This window comes from Bilifractor sp. LCP21S3_A7, assembly GCF_052118825.1.
In the GTDB taxonomy this organism is placed as follows: domain Bacteria; phylum Bacillota; class Clostridia; order Lachnospirales; family Lachnospiraceae; genus Bilifractor.
In genome coordinates this window covers 1-20,456 of record NZ_JBQKGL010000023.1, presented here as the reverse complement: position 1 = coordinate 20,456, position 20,456 = coordinate 1, and the positions used below count along the sequence as shown (strand labels likewise).

Annotated in this window: 17 protein-coding genes; 14 read left to right on the top strand and 3 right to left on the bottom strand. The window is 49.1% G+C overall.

What is annotated here, in order from left to right; genetic code table 11:
- Positions 1-265: 265 nt before the first annotated feature.
- From ACTQ1O_RS13970 to ACTQ1O_RS13925, 10 genes are all read left to right on the top strand, one after another.
- The gene (locus ACTQ1O_RS13970) at positions 266-1,372 is read left to right on the top strand and encodes a substrate-binding domain-containing protein (protein WP_441475988.1); all 1,107 of its coding nucleotides are present in this window, start codon (positions 266-268) and stop codon (positions 1,370-1,372) included.
- A 289-nt stretch (positions 1,373-1,661) separates the two neighbouring features.
- Complete coding sequence (locus tag ACTQ1O_RS13965) at positions 1,662-3,143, top strand: sugar ABC transporter ATP-binding protein (RefSeq protein WP_441487785.1); 1,482 nt, start codon at positions 1,662-1,664, stop codon at positions 3,141-3,143.
- Between the two features lie 13 nt (positions 3,144-3,156).
- Entirely contained in the window at positions 3,157-4,158 is a 1,002-nt protein-coding gene (locus ACTQ1O_RS13960; protein ID WP_441475990.1) for an ABC transporter permease, read from the top strand.
- Positions 4,159-4,172: 14 nt separating this feature from the next.
- Positions 4,173-5,204 (top strand): ABC transporter permease, encoded by a 1,032-nt coding sequence (locus tag ACTQ1O_RS13955; protein ID WP_441487784.1) that lies wholly within the window; start codon positions 4,173-4,175, stop codon positions 5,202-5,204.
- Between the two features lie 213 nt (positions 5,205-5,417).
- Positions 5,418-6,467 (top strand): uroporphyrinogen decarboxylase family protein, encoded by a 1,050-nt coding sequence (locus ACTQ1O_RS13950; RefSeq protein ID WP_441487783.1) that lies wholly within the window; start codon positions 5,418-5,420, stop codon positions 6,465-6,467.
- 42 nt (positions 6,468-6,509) lie between these two features.
- Positions 6,510-6,836 carry an L-rhamnose mutarotase gene (locus tag ACTQ1O_RS13945; RefSeq protein ID WP_441475993.1) on the top strand — a complete coding sequence of 109 codons (327 nt, stop codon included), beginning with the start codon at positions 6,510-6,512 and terminating at the stop codon, positions 6,834-6,836.
- A gap of 264 nt (positions 6,837-7,100) precedes the next feature.
- A complete protein-coding gene (locus tag ACTQ1O_RS13940; RefSeq protein ID WP_441487782.1) occupies positions 7,101-7,808 on the top strand; it encodes a hypothetical protein in 708 nt (235 codons plus the stop codon).
- Between the two features lie 197 nt (positions 7,809-8,005).
- Positions 8,006-8,575, top strand: a complete 570-nt coding sequence (locus ACTQ1O_RS13935; RefSeq protein ID WP_441475996.1) for an HD domain-containing protein — start codon at positions 8,006-8,008, stop codon at positions 8,573-8,575.
- Positions 8,576-8,667: 92 nt separating this feature from the next.
- Positions 8,668-8,973 (top strand): type II toxin-antitoxin system RelB/DinJ family antitoxin, encoded by a 306-nt coding sequence (locus tag ACTQ1O_RS13930; RefSeq protein WP_441475997.1) that lies wholly within the window; start codon positions 8,668-8,670, stop codon positions 8,971-8,973.
- Positions 8,970-9,290 (top strand): type II toxin-antitoxin system RelE/ParE family toxin, encoded by a 321-nt coding sequence (locus ACTQ1O_RS13925; RefSeq protein WP_441487781.1) that lies wholly within the window; start codon positions 8,970-8,972, stop codon positions 9,288-9,290. The genes ACTQ1O_RS13930 and ACTQ1O_RS13925 overlap by 4 nt, the downstream gene beginning before the upstream one ends.
- 144 nt (positions 9,291-9,434) lie before the next feature.
- Here the strand turns inward: ACTQ1O_RS13925 and ACTQ1O_RS13920 are convergent, their stop codons facing one another.
- Complete coding sequence (locus ACTQ1O_RS13920) at positions 9,435-11,426, bottom strand: GGDEF domain-containing protein (protein WP_441487780.1); 1,992 nt, start codon at positions 11,424-11,426, stop codon at positions 9,435-9,437.
- A 386-nt stretch (positions 11,427-11,812) separates the two neighbouring features.
- On the opposite strand from ACTQ1O_RS13920, the gene ACTQ1O_RS13915 reads away from it, so the two are divergent.
- Positions 11,813-12,889, top strand: a complete 1,077-nt coding sequence (locus ACTQ1O_RS13915) for a GGDEF domain-containing protein (protein ID WP_441487779.1) — start codon at positions 11,813-11,815, stop codon at positions 12,887-12,889.
- Between the two features lie 97 nt (positions 12,890-12,986).
- Here the strand turns inward: ACTQ1O_RS13915 and ACTQ1O_RS13910 are convergent, their stop codons facing one another.
- Positions 12,987-13,976, bottom strand: a complete 990-nt coding sequence (locus ACTQ1O_RS13910; protein WP_441476001.1) for a guanosine polyphosphate pyrophosphohydrolase — start codon at positions 13,974-13,976, stop codon at positions 12,987-12,989.
- 368 nt (positions 13,977-14,344) lie between these two features.
- On the opposite strand from ACTQ1O_RS13910, the gene ACTQ1O_RS13905 reads away from it, so the two are divergent.
- The 3 genes from ACTQ1O_RS13905 (at position 14,345) to ACTQ1O_RS13895 (ending at position 20,287) form a co-directional block, all read left to right on the top strand.
- Positions 14,345-16,240 carry a sensor histidine kinase gene (locus ACTQ1O_RS13905; RefSeq protein WP_441487778.1) on the top strand — a complete coding sequence of 632 codons (1,896 nt, stop codon included), beginning with the start codon at positions 14,345-14,347 and terminating at the stop codon, positions 16,238-16,240.
- Positions 16,227-16,889: a flavin reductase gene (locus tag ACTQ1O_RS13900; protein WP_441487777.1), complete on the top strand. Its 663-nt coding sequence runs from the start codon at positions 16,227-16,229 to the stop codon at positions 16,887-16,889. Before ACTQ1O_RS13905 ends, ACTQ1O_RS13900 begins: the two co-directional genes overlap by 14 nt.
- A 95-nt stretch (positions 16,890-16,984) precedes the next feature.
- Positions 16,985-20,287 (top strand): AAA domain-containing protein, encoded by a 3,303-nt coding sequence (locus tag ACTQ1O_RS13895; RefSeq protein WP_441487776.1) that lies wholly within the window; start codon positions 16,985-16,987, stop codon positions 20,285-20,287.
- Here the strand turns inward: ACTQ1O_RS13895 and ACTQ1O_RS13890 are convergent.
- On the bottom strand, positions 20,252-20,456 hold a 205-nt coding region (locus ACTQ1O_RS13890; RefSeq protein WP_441487775.1), incomplete at its 5' end, for a hypothetical protein. The two genes, ACTQ1O_RS13895 and ACTQ1O_RS13890, sit on opposite strands and share 36 nt — an antisense overlap.

Here is a 20,456-nt window from a genome sequence, read left to right as displayed (position 1 = left end):
AAAGAAACTTCCCGTAGCCATAAAGTGAAAGCCAGCGCCTTGAGACGCTGGCCTAGCAACACGGGCTTATAGCCCGGACCGAACCACCCGTTTCACGGGTGGCGGCGATTTGTTGTTCGGATTTATAAAACAACATCTGAAAAAAAAGACAACATGCATGAAAAAATTGAATTCCTAATAATATTATAAAAGATTACAGTAGATATAACATTTGCAGGAGCGCTGTTATTAAATTTTTAATTTATTCATGAGGAGGAAATGGAAAATGAAAAAGAAGCTGCTGGTTACGTTACTATCTGCTGCAATGGCACTGACGATGGGAGCTTGCGGCTCCTCCGGGAAAACCGCGGACAGTTCGGCAAAGGCATCCTCCGATACGAAGGAAGCGTCGGAGAGCACATCGGTATCCGCAACTTCCGCGGTAGAAGCTGCTGCGGAGGTAAAGAAAGCCGAGACCGGAGACACACCGACCATCGCATTTGTGCCGAAGGTCATGGGCCAGGCATGGTGGGATTACGTGCAGAAGGGCGTTGAAGAATGGTCGAAGGACACGGGATACGATGTTATTTACAAAGGCCCGACGGAAATCGACGCGGCGGCACAGGTTCAGATCATGACGGATCTGGTAAATCAGGGCGTTGATATCCTCTGCTTCTCGCCCAATGATCCGGACGCGTGTGAGGCGATCTGCAAGCAGGCCAGAGACAAAGGAATTATCGTGATCTCGACAGAGGCTTCCGGAATGGAGAATATCGATTATGATGTGGAAGCTTTTGATGAGGCCGGAATGGGCGGCTTCCTGATGGATCAGCTGGCATCATCCATGGGTGAAAAGGGACAGTATATCACCATGGTCGGATCTATGACGATGGAGTCACAGAATAACTGGGCAGATGCAGCAGTTGCGCGACAGGAAGAAGCATATCCGGACATGGAGCTTGTAGCGGATAAGAGAGTGGCGGATGATTCTGATGCAGAGAAAGCTTATGAGCTTACCAAGCAGCTGCTGCAGAAATATCCGGATCTGAAGGGAATTCTGGGAACCGGTTCCTTTGATGCACCTGGTGCAGCGCGTGCGATTCAGGAGCTTGGACTGCAGGGCAAGGTATTCGCAATTTCCGTTGCAATGCCCAGTGAGGTAAAGGATTATCTGGCAGACGGTACGCTTCAGAGTGTCGCGCTCTGGGATCCGTCAATATCAGCTAAGGTTATGCTGAATGCCGGTGTAGATTTGTTCAACGGAAAGAAGATTGAAGACGGAATGGATCTGCAGGAAAAAGGCTATGAGGCGGTTAAGCTGAATGATAAGGTGATCGTTGGTGATGGCGCAATTGCAATCACAAACGACAATGTAGACGATTTCGGATTCTGATTTACGCGAACAGTGAGCCGCAGCCGAATGCGAAGTATTCGTGTGCGGCGAGCGTCGCGATAGCGAGATAAAACTCGCGCAGCGTGTTTTATCTCGTTTACGAAAAGGAGATCCGGCCTGGTTCTGCATTTGGCAGGATGGCCGGATCTCTGCGATATAACACCCGGCTTTCTTAACGCGAACATCGCGACAGAGAGGTAACATCGCGAAGGGCGCAGAATCCCGCTGCATTCTCTTCCTGTTCTACGAAGTGAAGCCTGTGATATCAATAGAGAAGGAGCTTGAATCAATGTCAGAATATTTACTTGAGATGTCCGGTATCTGCAAAGCGTTTGCCGGAGTGCAGGCACTGGATCATGTGAATTTCCATATCCGTCCGGGAAAGGTAATGTGTCTTGCCGGGGAGAACGGATGCGGGAAATCTACCCTGGTAAAAATTATATCCGGTGTATACGTGAGGGATGAGGGAGAGGTCATTTTTCAGGGACAGAAGCTGGACAGAATCACACCGGCTGAGGCGACCCGGCTCGGAATTCAGGTTATCTACCAGGATCTTTCCATTTTTCCGAATCTGACGGTTCGCGAGAATCTGGCGATCAATTCAGAGATAACAGACCGCAGGAAAATCGTTGATCGTAAACGGTGGACGAAGACCGCTGAGGAGGCACTGGCCAGAATCGGATACCAGATTGATCTGGATGTAAAAATGGGAGAGCTGAGCGTGGCGGATAAACAGCTGGTGGCTATCTGCCGGGCACTTCTCTTCAATGCCCGTTTGATCATCATGGATGAGCCGACGACAGCGCTCACCAAGAGAGAGGTAGATGCTCTTTTCCGTACTGTGAGAAAACTGAAGGAAGAGGGAATCGCCATTATGTTTATCAGTCATAAGGTGGAAGAGATTTTTGAAATTTCGGATGACGTATGTATCATGCGTAACGGAAAGAATGTCTTTGAAGGGCCCACCACAGAGCTGACTGCGGATGATTTTTCCTATTATATGACCGGAAGAAGGATTCAGCCGGACCCGTTTGTTCCGGAGCACATCCAGGAAAAACCGGTGCTCGAGGTAGAAAAACTGAGCGCAGATCCTTATTATCACGATATTAGTTTCCAGCTGAGAAAGGGAGAAATTCTGGGAATTACCGGACTGCTTGGTTCGGGCCGCACAGAGCTTGCCATGAGTCTGTTTGGCCTCATCCATCCGGATTCGGGGAAAATTCTTCTGAACGGACAGCCGGTCAATATCAAATCGCCGGTAAAGGCAAAAGAGCTTCGGATTGGATATGTTCCGGAGGATCGCCTGACAGAAGGACTGTGTATGCGGCAGCCGATCGCGGACAATATCATGCTTGCATCTCTTGATAAGGTTTCCAGAAGAGGAATTCTGAACCATCGTAAGCTTTTTTCAGAGGCCTGCAAGTGGGTGAAGACATTTTCGATCGCAACGGATGATCCTCACAAATATGCACAGACACTGTCCGGAGGCAATCAGCAGAAGATTGTTCTCTCAAAGTGGATGAACAATAATCTGGATATTCTGATTCTGAACGGGCCGACTGTAGGTGTTGACATCGGCGCCAAGCAGGATATTCACCATCTTGTGCACGGTCTGGCGCATAAGGGGCTGGCGGTCATTATTATATCGGATGATATATCTGAGGTCGTGACGAACTGCAGTCGGGTCATTGTCATGAAAGAAGGCTCGATTGTCGGAGAGATGAAATCAGAAGAAATCACGGATCAGAGGATCACGGAAATCATTCACTGAGGGGGCATCTGCAATGAACAAAACAGCTTGGAAACGTCTGACGAAACGGACGGAATTTTATATTTTTATTGTTCTCATCGCCTTGGTGGTGGGGGTTCAGATCATCTCTCACGGGCAGCTGCTGGAACCGACGACGCTCGTCACGATTCTCCGGGGCATGGTAGTAGATGGTATGTTCGCGCTGATCTGTCTGATCGTTATGATTTCCGGCGGATTTGATCTGTCATTTCCGGCAATTTCCGCATTTGCATATTCGGCGGCAACGACGATCTGTGTCAATCAGGGGTGGTGTGAGACAAATCCGCTTGCGGGATTTCTGCTTGCAATACTCTTTGGAGCAATACTTGGAGCCTTTAACGGCTGGATTATCGCGAATTTCAAGCTCAATACGATGATCGTTACGCTGGGTACACAGACATTTTTCACCGGTCTGACCATGGGATTATTTCAGATGAAGGAAATAACCTCGACTCTTCCCGCATCGTTCCGGGCGCTTGGCGAGAGTTATTTCTTTGAGGTTTACAATTCACAGGGACAGCGGTCGACGCTGACAACTTCAATTGTTTTTCTGATCATCATGATCGCCGTAACCTCGTTCATTCTTCGGAAAACAATGTTCGGCCGTGCGCTTTACGCAATCGGAGGCAATGAAGTATCCGCGGAACGGGCAGGATATAATGTGAAGCGCACAAAATTTATCCTGTACGTTGTAGTCGGCGCACTCGCGGGATTCATCGGAATGGTACGGGTTTGTCTTGCAAGACAGTCCATCCCGAAGGCCATGGTCGGTAAGGAAATGGCAATTATTCCAGCGGTTATCCTGGGAGGAGCGAGTATCTTCGGAGGAGAAGGCACTGTGTTTGGAACAATCTGCGCGATCGGGCTGATCACGGTTGTGTCCAACAGCATGCTCCTGGTAGGAATCGACTCTTATTGGCAGAATTTCTTCAATGGACTGGTGATATTGATCGGCATTACGATCTCAGCCGTACAGGCAAAGAGACAGCGCAGATAAGGAGGCTGGGACAGATGAAATTCAAGAGTTTCGCAAATAAAAACCAATACACGGTCATGCTTCTCGTTATGCTGGCTGCAGTTCTGGTGTTTTTCTCCATTACCAGGGGAAGCCTTCTGTGGACTGGCGATGCATGGTACGGAATGGCGATGCAGTTTCCCGAGTACGGTCTGATGACACTCGGCGTAATGTTTTGTTTTTTAACCGGCAATATTGATATGTCATTTGTGGCATTGGGAAATTTTGCAACGATATTTGCCGTGCGGTTTATGGCGGCAAACGCACCGGAGGGAGCGTCCGAAGGGCATGTACGTGCTGTTATTCTGGCAGGAATTCTGATCATGCTTCTGATTTGCCTGATTGGCGGCTGTATTAATGGAATACTTGTCACAAAACTGGGAATTCCTCCGGTCATGGCTACGATAGCCATGCAGCTGGTATGGCAGGGCTTATCCACGGCCCTCACACAGGGAAATACCGTTACCGGCCTTCCTGCTATGTATACAGAAATCGGGCACTCACAATTGTTTGGTTTTCTTCCGTTTCCGCTGTTTATCTTTATCGTCGCGTTTATTGGCTGTGCATTGATCATTCGCTACACGGTGTACGGAGAGATGATTTACATGATCGGAACGAATGTTAAAGCGGTGCGGTATTCCGGCATCAACACCGACCGTGTGGTCATTCTTACATTTGTGCTCACAGCATTGATTTCCGGTGTAGGCAGCCTGATCATGGTATCGACAATGGCATCCGCCAAGGCGGATTATGGTTCGTCCTATGTGATGCGGGTGATTCTGATCCTTGTCCTTGCCGGTATTCTGCCGGACGGAGGAATGGGAAAGATCTCCGATCTCCTTCTGGCAATTGTTATCATTCAGATCATTGCTTCCGGTGTAAATATGTTTGCAAATCTTAATACATATTATGCAAGCCTGATCTGGGGAGCACTGCTTCTGATCGTGCTGATCATGAGTACAAAGCTGTCTGGAGGCATTTTCCGGATTCGTGATGATAAGAAGAAAAAACAGGTGAGCACACAATAAACATAAATGCTGTAAAATTCAACGTGCTGCACAGCCGGGTAATCCTGCAGACATTAATATTCTGAGCGTTGTGCTGTATTTGAAGTTGATATTTGAAGTTGTTATCACATTGTGAAACATACGAAGTTCTGAAACGTGTGAATTGAAACACATGAAGTGGAACGTACGAAGTGAAATCTACGAATTATATTTTGTGTAAGAGAGGTCCAGAGAATGAATAGCATTGAAAGATTTTACGCAACCATTGAACGCAGACCGGTAGATCGTCCCGCCTGCTGGCTGGGAGACCCGACACTTGCCGCTGTGCCGGCGCTTTGCGAGTTTTATGGAGTGGACAATGTCAATGAGTTGAAGAAGGTGTGCGGAGATGATTTCTACGCTGTGGATATCCCATACGAGTCGCCGCATTGTTCGGCCATCTTTGCAGCGTTTGACTGGTACATGAACGGAAGTAATGTGGACACGGAGCACAGGACACTTACGGCTGACGGGTGCTTCGCACATTGTGAGGATCTGGACGATGTGAAGGCAGTCAATTTCCCCTGGCCGGATCCGGAGAAATATATCAGCGTTGAAGAATGCAAAAGAAGAGTAGAAGAGGCACCGGCGGACAAGACGGTTTTTGCTCTGATGTGGGCCTGTCACTTTCAGGACACATGCGCGGCGTTCGGAATGCAGACTGCCCTGATGAATATGATAGAGGATCCGGAGATGGTACATTATGTGGATGACCATATCGTGGACTTTTATTTAAAGGCACAGAAGATATTCCTCGAGGCGACAAAGGGGAAGGTTCATGCGATGCTGATCGGAGATGATATCGGAAGCCAGCGGGGCCTTATGGTCAGCCCGCAGGTTATCCGGGAGTTCATTCTTCCCGGAGCGAAAAAGCTGATTGATCAGGCGCATTCTTACGGTGTAAAAATCATATATCATTCATGCGGATCCATTGTGGATGCGATCCCCATGCTGATCGAGGCAGGTGTAGATGCCATCCACCCGATTCAGGCACTTGCCGCAGGCATGGATGCGAAGAACCTGAAGGAAAAATTCGAGGGTAAGGTATCCTTCTGCGGAGGCGTGGATACACAGGATCTGCTTCCGAACGGAACCCCTGAGCAGGTTCGTGCAAAGGTCCGGGAGCTGCGGGAATTGTTCCCCACCGGACTGATTATTTCACCGAGCCATGAGGGTCTGCAGCCGGATGTTCCGCCGAGGAATGTAAAAGCTCTGTTTGATGAAGCAACCAAAATTTACGACTAACAGATTGTGAGAGCTTGACTCTGTCAGGAGGTGGAGATACTGATGAATAAGAGATTCGGACAGATGATCCGGATAAAGCCGGGTGATCTGGAACAGTATAAAAAATATCACGCGAATCCGTTTCCCGGTGTCAACGAGATGATCCGGAAATGTCACCTGAAGAATTATTCGATTTACTCGAGAGGAGATTATCTCTTTACTTACTTCGAGTATGACGGAGACGATTACGACCGGGATATGGCAATGATGGCAGCAGACCCGGCTACACAGGACTGGTGGGATCATGTGAAGCCGTTGATGCAGCCGCTGGATGACAGAAAAGAAGGGGAATTCTGGTCAGATATGGAGGAAATCTATCATCTCGACTAAACCCTGACCATATATTTTTGTATTTATTCGCGGGGATCCTTCCATGCGCGTCCGTATATCGGCCGGTCGGGCATGGGAGGATCCTTTGCATTGATGTGAAGTGGTTACAATTTTATTCTTGTGATATTATCGTAAGGAGAAATTCTTTTGCAAATATGATGAGATGACTGGGACGTATATGAAGGAAGATCCGGTTTCCGCTTAGCAGCGGAGGTGTGCAAGGGCAGAAATACAGCTGTAAACAATTATGCAGCGGAGGTGTGTATGGATAGAAAGACAACCCGGAAAGTGGTAATGATCTTGATTGCGGTGTCGGCGGCGATTTACCTGCTGCAGATTGCGATTTTCCACGATGAGAGAACGACAGCGTTCTACATTCTTCAGGACCTGGCGTTTATGCCGGTCACGATAGCGATCGCGACCCTGGCTGTCGGGGAGATCATAAATGATCGGGAGAAAAAAGACCGCCTGGAAAAAACGAGAATGCTGACAAGCTCGTTTTTCACAGGTATGGGAGCTTACCTGATGCACGAGATTCTCGGGATGACGAACGCGGATGCTTTCATCCACGAGGTCGTGAGGTCGGGAGCAGATCTGCCCGGAACGGAAGAGGAGATCCGGAAAAGAATACAGGAAGTAAAGCTGGCGGTTCACATTGACGCGGCCGGGTATACAAAGGCGCGGCAGATCATAACGGCGAACCAGACCAATATTCTGGTGATCGCATCCAACCCGCTGATCATCGAACATGAATGCTTCACGGAAATGCTGTGGGGCGTGTTTCATCTGATGGATGAATTCCGACTTCGTGGAACCTGGGATGATCTGTCAAAGGAGGATATCTACCACTTTAATCAGGATTTTGAAGAGGTTCTTCGTCTCATGCTGATGAACTGGGTCGGAAATGTGCGGTATTTGAAGGAAACGTATCCGGCGTTTTATGCTGCGGCATCATCCAGAATCGAGAAATGAAAGGATACTTCCGGCAGAGGGCTTATGGATCGGGAGATGAAAAGATATCGCCGGCAGAGGGGTTGTGGATCGGGAAATGAAAAGATATTGGCAGCAGAGAGCTTGATGAAAGAACCTCAGAGGTAAAAAGATGACGTTGACATAAAAATTGAAAAACGCATAATGGTGGTACATTTGACATTAAAGGAGCGGCAGACATGGAAAAACTGACAATTGATGAGGCAAAACGGATCAATGATACGATGGTTTCGGAGGAACATCTGAAGCTGCATGCGGCGAACGTGGCGGCGTGTATGGGTGCGATGGCAGAGCATTTCGGGGCGGACAGGGAGCACTGGGAGGCGGTCGGGTATCTCCATGACTATGATTATGAGAAATTTCCGGAAGAGCATCTGCAGCATACGGAAAAGGAGCTTCTCGGCGAGGGGGTTCCGGAAGAGGATGTGAGAGCAATCATGAGCCACGGGTACAGCATCTGCACGGATGTGAAGCCGGAGACCGACATGGAGAAAAGCCTTTTTACCGTGGATGAGCTCAGCGGCATTATTCAGGCAGCGGCACGGATGCGGCCAAACGGAATCACCGACATGGATATTAAAGGTTTCATGAAGAAGTTTAAGAGTAAGAGTTTTGCGGCCAAATGCGACCGCGCTCTGATCATTTGCGGCTGTGAGATGCTTGGGATGGATGTCCGGGAAGTGGCGGAGATTTGCATTCGCGGTATGAAGGATCATGCGGAAGAGCTCGGGCTTGCGGGCGGTCATTGAGCTGAAATAATGTATTATCACTTGAAACGGGCATAACTCTAGCTTGAATTGTAACGTATATAGCGTTACAATGAACAAAAGGAGTGGATAATATGGAGAAAACGGCAACACTCAATTTACGAGTTAATCCTGCAACGAAAAAGTCAGCTGAAGATGTGCTTTCACGTCTTGGAATTCCTATGTCTACAGCTATTGATATGTATTTAAGGCAGATTACGCTCACCGGTGGAATCCCTTTTAGAGTTGCATTACCTCAGGCACCAGATGATCTTAATGCGGATTTAATGACGACTGCAGAGATTCATACAAAATTGCAGGAAGGCTTTGAGGATATTGAAGCTGGACGAGTACAGGATGCAAAGGCGGCATTTACAGCATTTAGAGAGAGTCATAGATGAGAGAATATCCGGTAAAAATTACTGAGAAAGCATTGCGTGATATGGATGGGATATATGAGTATATCGCGTTTAATTTGCAATCACCGGAAAATGCTATGGGGCAGTATGACAGAATAGCGGATTGTGTACTTGGACTGGGCTGCTTTCCAGAGAAATTCAGGCTGGTAGACTTTGAACCGGAGCACTCGCAAGGCCTTAGGCGAATGTTAGTAGATAATTACTCAGTATTTTATGTGTTCAAGGAAGAGGCTGTCACGGTAACCAGAGTATTATACAGTGCCTCTGATATTGAAAAGAGACTGAGAGAAGACTATTAGCTTTCGGCTGTGCTTTGGCTGCAAAAAGTTAGAATCTGAATCTTATTTTCGAACAGGAATACTTTACAAAGATGCTGTGGGACGTATTCATCTGAGGGATGAATTCCGTCTCCACAGCATCCGGGATGATCGATCAGGGGGCATTTATCGTGCCGCGTGATGAATCTTTTTGCAGCGGTACATGTCCTCGTCGGCATCGTGAATATATTCTTCGATGCGTGAATAAAGCTGGTCTGGCGGGCAGTCCAGGACCGGGTAGCTGGTGCCGATGCTGGCAGAAATCTGATCCTGCGCCAGAAATTCAAGAATACGCCTGCGGCTTTGTGCGATGGTTTCCTGGTTCTGACAGGAGATGATCGCAACAAATTCGTCGCCGCCGTATCGGTACGTGAAATTGTCCGGCGGGACGGCGCGCAGAATAGCGGATGCGGTCACCTGAAGAATGTGATCACCGTAGGCGTGCCCTCTGGTGTCGTTGATCTCTTTGAAGCCGTCAATATCCAGGAAGAATATTGCAATGAACCTGCCTTTGTCAAGCTCGCCTGAGAGCCATGGAAGAAAGCGCGGTTCAAAGGCGTTCTTGGAGTACAGACCGGTCAGCAGATCACGGTAATAAATCTCGCGAAGGGTGGAGAGGGAGTTCACCAGCTTTCGGTTTGTATCCCATTCGGTGAGCGCGTGGAGCACGATATCCTGAAATTCATAAAAACGCCATTCTTTTATGATAAAACGAGGATTGCGGAGAATGACGAACCCTGCGCAGAGGCTTCGGATATGAAGCGGCAATACAAGGGTATAGGATCCCTCCCGGATCGCGTCAAGGTGCTTGCTCAGAGCATCTATATTTTTGAACCGGATGGGCCGCATGCCCGGTTCGTTCTGCACTTCCAGGATACGTTCTTTGTCCGCACAGTCCGACCGCAACCGTCCCGGCTCTTTTTGCGCTTCCGGGACATTTTCTCTGGCTTCGATGAGATTCAGGTGTTCCATGGTAAAACAGCCTTCCTCTAATTCCCCGCTTCCGATCCGATCGTCGAGAACGATGTAGGCACCGTCGAGATCCATTGAGGCATAAGAGTCCGCGATGCGCTGCATCAGTTCCGGGAGAGACAGGGAAGGATCCAGCGAGGAGACCATCGCGGAAAAACGTTCGTTTCGGTCATCGACATATATGCTGTCCTCGACCTGCCAGGCCAGGTACGCCCGGTAGTTGATCTCGGAGGAGGTCTGGCAGCCACAGCTTTCTGCATAGATGATGCGGGCAGGGGTGTGGACATTTTCAGGCACCTTTTGACCGTTTATCATGCGGTCGAGAATCTCCATTGCATGATAGGCGATCCGCTCCCGGTCAAGGGTAACGGTTGTGACCTGGGGCTGATAGTACATGGCCTTGTCGAGGTTGTCGAAGCCCGTAACCTTGAAGTCCCGCGGGCAGAGCCAGCCGTGTTTTTTCATTTCTATGAGAATTCCAATGGCGATGTTGTCATTGGCGCAGATGAAGGCATCCGGGATTGGGCGGATCGGTTCATCTTTGCCTGCATTGGTTCCTGCGTCGGTGGACCCTGTGCTGCCAGATCGGAAGAACAGCCGCGCTGTCTGAATTCCGGTGGTGACGCTGAAATCATTTTCCAGGAACATATCCTTTGTGAGTGGAATATTGTGTTGGGAGCAGCAGTCGATAAATGCCGCTTTGCGCTCTGCGGACTCTGACATTTCACCGCTGCTTCCGGCAAAAAAGAAGCTGCGGCAGCCATGTACAGTCCACAGATGGTTGAAGAGCTGTCGGACGGCGTTATAGTTGTCGCTGCGAACGCAGGTCATCCCTTTCTCCTGGTTGCAGAGTGTAATGGCGGGGACACCGCTGTTCACAATCATCTGTGCGATGCGGGAGCGCACAATCGTATCCTGTATGCAGGTGAGATCAGCGATAATGCCGTCATAGGAGGAAAAATCCGGAAGGGTGAAGATGGAATACTCGCCCTTGTTGAACTCCGGATCATGGCTCCAGTTGCCCCAGCTGTGAAATTCGGAAAGTGAGAATCCGCCGTGCTCCTTCATGTACTGCATGATTCCGGTGCTCCAGGCGGATATGATGAAACGGCGCCAGCCATCTGAAAGAAGCAGAATGTTTTTCACGACACAAATGGTTCCTTTCTCAAGAATATATGGAAGAAGAATATACGGGAAAACAGTACCGGAACCTTACAGCGTGGCGGCGAGGCGTGAAGAGGGAGGGTACTGATATTTACGAATACAGTCAGTATACCATCTTTTGACGAGGATGGAGAAAGAAACAGCAATCCTGTGGTAGAATCCCGGCGTGTCAATCCTGTGGGAGAATCCCGGCTAATAAAAACACAGCAATCCTGTGGGAAAAGTATGGCATTGACAGCACGGAATGAAAACAGCATAATACAGTGAAGGAAATATACGCGAGCAGTGAGCCGCATCCGTTCACACAAGGTACGAAGCGGTAGCACAATTTATCTATAATCTGACACAGGGAGCAGTTGAAAGCGGGTATGAATTTTTTTACAAAGGCAAACTCTTTTTTCGGAGTCGATTTTTCAGAAGAGGAACATGCGGCGCTTGTAAAACGTATTCAGAAGGAAAATTACGAGAATCTGGTGTTTCTGTCCGGTGTTCTGAGTGTACTCTCCGTGCCGGCGATTGTTGCGGTATACTTCGTCTACCGAAGCCGTATGTTCTATTTCTGGATTTATTTTTCGCTGATGATCTGTATCTTTCTGGTTTTCTTTGGTGTCCGTTTTGCCGGGAACAAGGCCGGGAGGAATACGACGCTGAAGATGTACGGCTTCATCAGCATCCTGATGGGATACAGCATAGTACTCAGCACATTGATGAATCCGGATATGATGGCGGTGAAATATATCGCGTTCATTCTGGTGCTGCCGCTTTTTTTCACGGATTATCCTGTTCGGATCGGTTCTTATATTGTGGGATGTACGGCGGTATTCATCGTCTTTGCGGTATTTCACGATTCAAGAAGTATCTTGGCAAAGGATATCATTCATGCCTGTTTCTTTGCCGCGCTGAGCATCGCGATCAGCACCTATGTGTCAAAAATCAAGATTCAGAGGCTATATTATGAGAAGAAGTGGAAGTATCTCAGTGAAACGGATCTGATGACGGGCCTGAACAACCGGAATCTGTATGAGAGGAGGCTGAAATCCTATGCGGACCGCTGTGAGAATAATCTGTCCTGTGTGTTCGTGGATGTGAACCGTCTGCATGAGGTGGATGTTGAGCTGGGATATGAGGCCGGTGATCGGATGCTGAAGAGTGTCGCCGGGGCATTGCGGGAGCAGTTTGGTGCGGATGATACGTACCGGATCGGCGGCGATGAATTTGTTGCCTTTGTTATAGATGAAGAAGATCCGGCGGAGGTCCGGAAAAAGGTCGCGGAGATGAATGCCCGGGTGGAAAGAGAAGGATTCTCGGTATCTGTCGGAGTCTCGAGCATGCGAAAAGAAGAGATCGACATGAACAAACTTACCACAACGGCAGAGCGTGAGATGGGCGATGTGAAGCGCCATTACTACGAACAAACCGGTAAGGACAGAAGATGGAGGTTGTGAGTGCGGCTCGGCATCGTCCGAATTGCAGATTCTGGAAGCCGCGGGATGCCCGGCTTCTGCCGGATTGCAGAAGATGCAGGCTGTGAGACGCCCGGCGTCAGCCGATTTCATCGTTCTGGAACCGGGAGAGATGCTCGTAGGGCAGGATCAGCCGCCCGTGATACAGACCGCACCCGTCATTGATGCGATAGTTGTCAATCGCGGCGAACATATTTACATTGATTTTTGAAAGATCGAGATTTTGCAGGTTCAGGATACGTTCATATGCCTCGTCAAAGCAGGGGCATTCGCCCACGGGGATTTCTCTCCGGCGGCTGCGTTCCTGTTCCTGCCTTTTTTCATAAAGACCGTGATTTGCCTGCCCGATTTCGGCAAGATCGTCCATGTCCTTCGTGCGGAGCTGAATTTCTGTATAGCTTCGCGCCAGGTTGTCGAAGAGGGTGAGATGAAGAGACCGGTAGCCGCCCTCCTTGGGATTGGCAATGTAGTCCTTGTAGTATGGACGTACGTTTTCATTCAGAAGAGGTGAGGAAACCGGCTGGTCTGTGTGGGAAAGCTGTGCGGTAAAGCCCCTCTCTTCGAGAAAATCCGGCAGAAGATTCGCAATTTCATACAGCGTTTTTTCCTCGAGAGACGTCCGGTCCGTGCCGGGCTTCAGATGGCAGGCGGGAAGAGAGAGGACGATGCGATAGGCAATCAGGTCTTTGAATCGATTGATTTCATCGCGAAGCTCGGAAACGGGCGGATATGTTCCGTGTTCGGAGTGATAATTGTAGATGTGGCTCACGATGTAGCCGTTGAATTTTTCCTCGGTGCGGATGAGCGATTTGATCCGTCCGCGGAATGTAAAGGAGTAATTGCCGTAGTGCTCCGCCATATACTGATAGAATTCACGGATTCTCTGCGACTGCGAGGTGAGGAAGTTGTTGTGCTCCAGCAGCTCCTCCATCTGCAGCAGAAAATTCGCGTGCGAGCGGTCCAAAAGATTATGGGTTTTTGAAGCACTCTCCATGAGATCTCTTGAGTAACTGCGGATGATATGAAGAACGGTATCTCCGGAGTACAGGTAATCGGTTAACTGAATCATTGGCAATCCTCTCCGGAACCGGGGAAAATGCTTCCGGCTCCTGGCGCGCAGGCTGTTTCTTTGTAGTATATTATTCCGATGAGAAATGTGCAAGTGCTGAGAAATGTGCAGGTGCTGAGAAATGTGCAGGTGCTGAGAAATGTGCCGGTACGCCCGGCTGAAATATATGACGGTGTGCCTGCCCTGTCAGGGAACCTTGCCGGTGCGGAAATTTCAGTATTATCTGCGTTTTTGTAACGCTTTCCGGGACAGCGGACCGGGGGAAACCGACAGTTCCGCCCCGTTTGCAATCGCCTTGGGATATGCTAAAATGGTAGCAGTCAGATTATCTGTATGGAATCGCCCGGACCGGGCAGGAGTAATGGAACGTGTATAAAATTGCAGAATTTCTGAATAAAAACAGGATATGGATCTGCTTCATCTGGATGGGAGTCTGTGTCCTGTGTGTCTTATTTCTTCTTGCTCAGCTGAGTCCGTATCTCAAGGTGGATGATTTAAGTGGTGGCGGAATTGTTGTTCAGAAGCTGGATACAGCAGAGGTTACCGTGAATGGTTCCACACAACAGATGACGCTGCCGACAAATCTGTCTGACCTTGCTCCCGGCACGGAGGCAGAGGTCAGTTTTACCTTTCGGAATCAACGGGCAGACAGCTACATGGAGGTGCGGACGGCCTTTGCTCCGATGACCGTGGAGATTAACGGCAAGCAGGTTTTTTCCTGCGGCGAGAGGGAGGATCGGCCATCCTTTATGAAGGATCCGGGAACGATTATTCATTTCGTTCCTCTGCAGACGCTGGGCAATGTGCGGATTACTCTGCACTACATATCCCCTGCGTCGAGGAATTCGCTTTCAATCTCTGCTCTGCGCGTGGCAAACCAGTCCGGTCTTTTCCGGGATTTAATGATGCGTATGGGCGTCGAATTGGCGGGAAGCTTTGTCATGCTTTTATTCGGAATCCTTCTGACCATCGTCTCCTTCATGGTTGTGCAGCTCGACCGGAGCGGCATGATTCTACTCTGGCTCGGTGGGTTCATGGCACTGACCGGGCTGTGGGGATGTTCCGGATCTGACATGTCGTACTTCTTCTTGAATGTTCCGAATCTCTGGTATCTGCTCAACTACCTCAGCTTTTTCTGCATGCTTCTGCCGTTGGAGTATCTGGTGGAGGAGAGTGTGAAATTCCGCTATAAAAAGCCCGGTTTTATTTTGAGAGTGATTCACATGATTGCCATACTGACCGCCCTGGTTCTGCAGATGACAGGTACTCTGATGTTCCCTCAGAGTGCGCGTTTTTTCCAGGTGTTTCTTCCGGCGAGTGTATTTTTCTATACGGCAATGGTTATCTATGAGGCAGTCTGGCGCAGAAACAAGGCGGGGATGCTGTGGATGATGCCTATGCTGATTATGTGTGTGTCATGCATCATGGAGCTGGTGTACTACGCGAACTGCATTGCGTATGCCACATCCCGCTATTTCCTCATTGGGTCCCTGATTTTCTGCATCTTTATGTGTATGATCGGCGGCGTTCAGATCCGGAGGTCCATTCAGGTTTCCCGCCGGGAAAGGGAGCAGGAGTATCAGCTGTATCTGATGAACAGAGAGGTCGATGAGCAGAAAAAGTACCAGGACAGCCTGCTGGAACATGAGAGAGAACTGCGGAGGCAGCGGCATGATTACCGCCATCAGCTGACAGTTCTTCAGGAGTATCTCAAGGAGGGAAGGCTGGATGAATTGAAGAGCTACCTGGAGGAACTGGGTCGTGCCATTCCCTGCCACAAGGATATCCGATACACGGAGAACATCGCCATCAATGCGGTTATTACCTATTATGTGCAGATGGCAGAGAATGCCGGCGCAAAGGTGAAGATCAATATTGCGCTTCCCAAAGACACCTCCCACAGCATGGAGCAGAATCTGTGTGTGATTTTCGGAAACCTGCTGGAGAATGCCGCGGAGGCTGTCGGAAGGATGACGGGAGATAATTCTGAAGGCGGGAAGACGATTGCGCTTTCTGCTTTGGTTCATATGGGAAAACTGGTTATTCATATGGAAAACAGCGTAGGCGAAAAACCCAGAAAGTGGGGGAGATTCTTTGTCTCCAGCAAGAGAGCAGAGGTGGGTATCGGATTGACCAGCATTGCCAATATCGCCTCACAGAACCACGGAGATGCTGAATTCTACTGTAGCAACGGGCTATTTATTTCGGATGTGTATTTCGTTTTTGCCGGAGACAGTGAAGGGAGGCTCTATGGCGGTTCATGACAGCGGGAGCATCCGGATTCCGGAGGAACTTCCGAAGGACCGGATTCTTCTGTGGACGGAGGGAGCCTCGATGGGACTCTCCTGTCCACTGGTGAGCAAGCTCCCCGTGGGCCAAGAACATTGCGACTGGACTTATACAGTAAACAGAGAAAGGAAGACAGTTATGGATCACAAGGTAAGTTTTGCAATGGATATTTTTGAACAGTTTGATAAGAAGTGGGCGCTGCTGACGGCAGGCTCGATGGAGAAGTTCAATACCATGACCATCAGCTGGGGCGGTCTTGGAACGCTCTGGGGGAAGCCGGTGGCGACGGTCTATGTCAGACAATCCCGTTACACCCATGAGTTTATGGACAACGGTGAATACTTCACGGTCAGCTTCTATCCGGAGTCCTGCAGAAAGGTTCTGAGCGTTCTCGGATCGAAGTCCGGAAGAGAAATGGACAAGATGAAGGATTCCGGCCTCACCCCTGAGAAGGCGGGGGAGACGGTGACGTTCCACGAGGCAGAAGTGACGCTGGTCTGCCGGAAGCTGTTCCGTCAGACACTGGATCCCGCAAATATCCCGGCGGATATCGTGAAGCAGTACTATGAGGGGCAGGCGGATCACGACATGTATATCGGCGAGGTTGTGGATATTCTTTGTTGATATTTCCGGGAGTATTTGTGCCGGGCAGGCAGTATCCATACGCATTCCGGCGGAAGATTGAACAACAGGATCGATTTCTTTGAGGGGAAAAGACTATGAATCGCAGTGAGTTGGAAAAACTCATTACATTACTGAAAAAAGAGCCAAAGAAAAATGAGAGCATTTTATTTGACTTGAAGGAGCACGGTGAGTGGATGCTTGATCAGCCGTCTGTGAAGGCTGTTTATGATAAGAAAACAGAGGCGGATCAAAGTTTTGATCCCGGCGGTTTTGTTTCCGAGATGCCGGACGATACAGGACTGGCTCTTCACACGGTTGTGGATGCGGATTCCAGCCAGATTGAGGCAATTGAGGCGGCGAGATCCGGAAAAAGTCTGGTTATTGAAGGACCTCCGGGAACGGGGAAAAGCCAGACAATCGCTAATATGATAGCGGAATTTTTCGCGGAGGGGAAAAAAATCCTTTTCGTGTCCGAAAAACGGGCAGCGATGAATATTGTGTACCATAAATTGGATATGGTGGGTCTGGGAGACAGCTGTCTTCGGCTTCATTCTCAGAGAGCGGAGGAACGCAAGATCCTCGGTGATATCTATCACACGATGCATCTGCCGCAAGGCGCTGCTGAAGAGGATGAAGATGAAAATAAAAAGCGCTGTGGAGAGACCATGCGTGCGCTGAATGATTATCAGGAACAGCTGCATCAGGTGGATTCCCGTTGCGGAAAGTCTCTGTGGCAGCTCTATGAAGAGTTCGCCGGGATGAGTGAGGTTCCGGACGTGAATTATCTGCCAGAGAACATCGAGGATTTGAGCAGTGAGGATGGGGATATTACAGAGGGCCTGTTGACCGAATATGCGGATCTTGTTCCTGATGTTGCATATGATTATCATTTATGTCCATGGTATGGATACATCGAAGCGGATGTTTCTGCGGAAAAAAGAAATCTTATTCGACGCTTACTGCAAAATACCTGCGGTCGGCTGAAAGAACAGATCCGTTTGGTCGGAGAGGTCCCCAGATTGCTCGGCCTGACAATTTCTACCTGTGCGGAACTGTCACGAGTCAGAAAAGTGATTGATTTCATGGCAGAGGATGATCTGGTGACGCGGGAGTTTTTGGATCCGTCACAACTGATGCAAATCAGCGATGCGTTGTCTCTGATGGAAAAACTGGCAGAGGAACAGCAGGAACTGGAAGATAAAATTTTTTCCGATTATCGTGCAGAGGTTATCAGTCTGAACGGTCAGGATTTGCTGCAGGAATTGCAGCAATATGGAAGTCCTGTGTCGAGGATAATGAACAGAGAATATAAAGCCTTGCTGATAAGGCTGCGTACATATCGTCTGGATGAGAGAAAACCGTCGTTTTCGGAAGCGGTCACAGACCTGCAGCGTTTGAGCGATTATCGGAGAAATCTAGAAAAAGCAGAGGTGGCGAAACACATTCTTGAGGGGCGCGTCGGGAAGATGTACCGGGGAATGGATTCGAACTGGCAAGAAATAAAAAAGGAATTGGACCGGTTCAGGGCGCTTGCCGGCTCAGGTGTTGATTTCGGACGTTTTGCGTCGCTTGAAGGGACCCGGTTTGAAGGCCTGAAGCGAATGTGTAAAATCTGGTCAGCCGGACTCAGGGAGATAGACAGGCGCTGGCCGGAGGGAGAAATGACGCTTCAGGATTACTTTGATCCCGATATTGTATCATTTAGCGAGACAAATATGAAAAAACTGCTGGCCAGATTGGAGAGCTGCCTTGACCGGTTTGGCGTTCTGGACAGCTGGACGCGAATGCAGGCTGTACTGGACAGAATGAAGAGCCATGGCGATCTGGATTATCTGAATGCTCTGATTGATCAGGGCTTTTCAGAGAAAAAATTTGCTGAATGTTATCGCAAGACTTTTTTGAGAGGCTGGATAGATGAGCTGCAGCATTCTCTTCCGCAGATAGAGGCTTTTACACGAGAAGGACATGACCGTATGGTAAAAGAATTCCGGATAGAGGACCGCGTGCAGTTCGACAGGAACCGTCGTTTTATCAGCAAGTCGCTGGCGGCTCGGAGGCCTTCTGTGGATGTAAGCGGTGCGGGAAGTCAGGTAAGCGGTTTTTTGATTGAGGAGCGGAGCGGAAGATCTCTGCAGGAGATTCTGTCGATATATGGCGGTATGGTGACAGATATCAAACCATGTTTCATGATGTCCCCGCAAAGTGTATCCCGTTATCTGACGCCTGAAGATATTCATTTTGACACGGTTATTTTTGATGAGGCATCCCAGATCACAATAGAGGAAGCCTTGCCGTGCATCAGCCGGGCAGACCAGGTAATCGTTGTAGGAGATCCAAGGCAGATGCCTCCGGAATCATCAGGACTGTCTCTGCTTGATTTCAGTGCCATGTCACTGCCACAGCTTCGCCTGAAATGGCATTATCGGAGTCGTTCGGAAGATATCATTGCGTTTTCTGATCACTACTTCTACAATGACAGCATGACAACTTTTCCAACACCTGCTTTGCAGGGAAGAACGGAGGGCGTGCATTATCAGAATGTGAAGGGGAACTATGACGCGAGACACAAGGTGAATACAGAAGAGGCGGAAGCGGTGGTTGAACTGGTTATCGAACATGTTCGGAAACACCCCGGAAGAAGTCTGGGGGTAGTATGTTTTACCGGTGAACAGGAGAATCTGGTCCGAGAACTCCTTGAAAAACGCAGAAGGGAGAATTCAGATCTGAATCCGCTTTTTGAAAGCAATCGGGTAGAGCCCTTTTTTGTAAAAAATATTGCGTCGGTACAGGGAGATGAAAGAGATACCATCATCCTAAGTATTGTATTTGGAAAGAACGCCTCGGGACAGATGACGTCTTCATTTGGCTCATTGAATGAAAAAAATGGAGAGAGACGTTTGAATGTCTCTGTAACGCGGGCAAAATATGATATTTATATTGTCGCTTCCATAAACTGCGAGGATATTCGCCTGACACAGAAGACTCCTGAAGGGGTAACTCTTCTCCGGCATTATCTGGAGTATGCGGAAAAAGGTATTGGAACCCTGAACAGAAGCTGTCCGGTAGCCTTCGAGACGAAGACCCCTCAGAACATGGAGACGGAGGCGGAAAAATTTCTGCAAGGGTGTGGATTTGAAGTGTTCAGAAATTATGGCTATTCAGAGGTCAAGACAGATCTTGCGCTGCGACGCAGAGGCGAGACGGACTGCTTTTGCTGTATCGAGTTTGACGGAGAGAATTATCATCATATCAGAAACACCAGAGACAGGGACCGCCTGCGCCAGGAAGTCATGGAAAGGATGGGGTGGAAATATATCCGTATCTGGTCGACGGAATGGTATCTGCATAAAGACCGTGAGATGTCAAGGCTGAAGAGATTGCTGGGCTGTCTCGACTGAAGAAAATGCCGGGCTGTCGCAGCCGTTCATAAACAGCCTGCAATCTGTTGGACGATACCCCCCCTCAGGCCGTCCGAAAACCTTGATTTTCTGTGGCCTGACAACCAATTCTGGCATAAAATATGCCCATTTTTCATGCACATTGAAAGCTGAATAAAGTACACAGTTT

What these genes read in the sequence shown, in the direction of transcription:
- ACTQ1O_RS13935 (WP_441475996.1), top strand. Translation starts at nt 8,006, where the DNA reads ATGGAAAAACTGACAATTGATGAGGCAAAACGGATCAATGATACGATG.
- ACTQ1O_RS13900 (WP_441487777.1), top strand. Translation starts at nt 16,227, where the DNA reads ATGGCGGTTCATGACAGCGGGAGCATCCGGATTCCGGAGGAACTTCCG.
- ACTQ1O_RS13960 (WP_441475990.1), top strand. Translation starts at nt 3,157, where the DNA reads ATGAACAAAACAGCTTGGAAACGTCTGACGAAACGGACGGAATTTTAT.
- ACTQ1O_RS13915 (WP_441487779.1), top strand. Translation starts at nt 11,813, where the DNA reads ATGAATTTTTTTACAAAGGCAAACTCTTTTTTCGGAGTCGATTTTTCA.
- ACTQ1O_RS13945 (WP_441475993.1), top strand. Translation starts at nt 6,510, where the DNA reads ATGAATAAGAGATTCGGACAGATGATCCGGATAAAGCCGGGTGATCTG.
- ACTQ1O_RS13950 (WP_441487783.1), top strand. Translation starts at nt 5,418, where the DNA reads ATGAATAGCATTGAAAGATTTTACGCAACCATTGAACGCAGACCGGTA.
- ACTQ1O_RS13895 (WP_441487776.1), top strand. Translation starts at nt 16,985, where the DNA reads ATGAATCGCAGTGAGTTGGAAAAACTCATTACATTACTGAAAAAAGAG.
- ACTQ1O_RS13970 (WP_441475988.1), top strand. Translation starts at nt 266, where the DNA reads ATGAAAAAGAAGCTGCTGGTTACGTTACTATCTGCTGCAATGGCACTG.
- ACTQ1O_RS13910 (WP_441476001.1), bottom strand. Translation starts at nt 13,976, where the DNA reads ATGATTCAGTTAACCGATTACCTGTACTCCGGAGATACCGTTCTTCAT.
- ACTQ1O_RS13925 (WP_441487781.1), top strand. Translation starts at nt 8,970, where the DNA reads ATGAGAGAATATCCGGTAAAAATTACTGAGAAAGCATTGCGTGATATG.
- ACTQ1O_RS13930 (WP_441475997.1), top strand. Translation starts at nt 8,668, where the DNA reads ATGGAGAAAACGGCAACACTCAATTTACGAGTTAATCCTGCAACGAAA.
- ACTQ1O_RS13955 (WP_441487784.1), top strand. Translation starts at nt 4,173, where the DNA reads ATGAAATTCAAGAGTTTCGCAAATAAAAACCAATACACGGTCATGCTT.
- ACTQ1O_RS13940 (WP_441487782.1), top strand. Translation starts at nt 7,101, where the DNA reads ATGGATAGAAAGACAACCCGGAAAGTGGTAATGATCTTGATTGCGGTG.
- ACTQ1O_RS13965 (WP_441487785.1), top strand. Translation starts at nt 1,662, where the DNA reads ATGTCAGAATATTTACTTGAGATGTCCGGTATCTGCAAAGCGTTTGCC.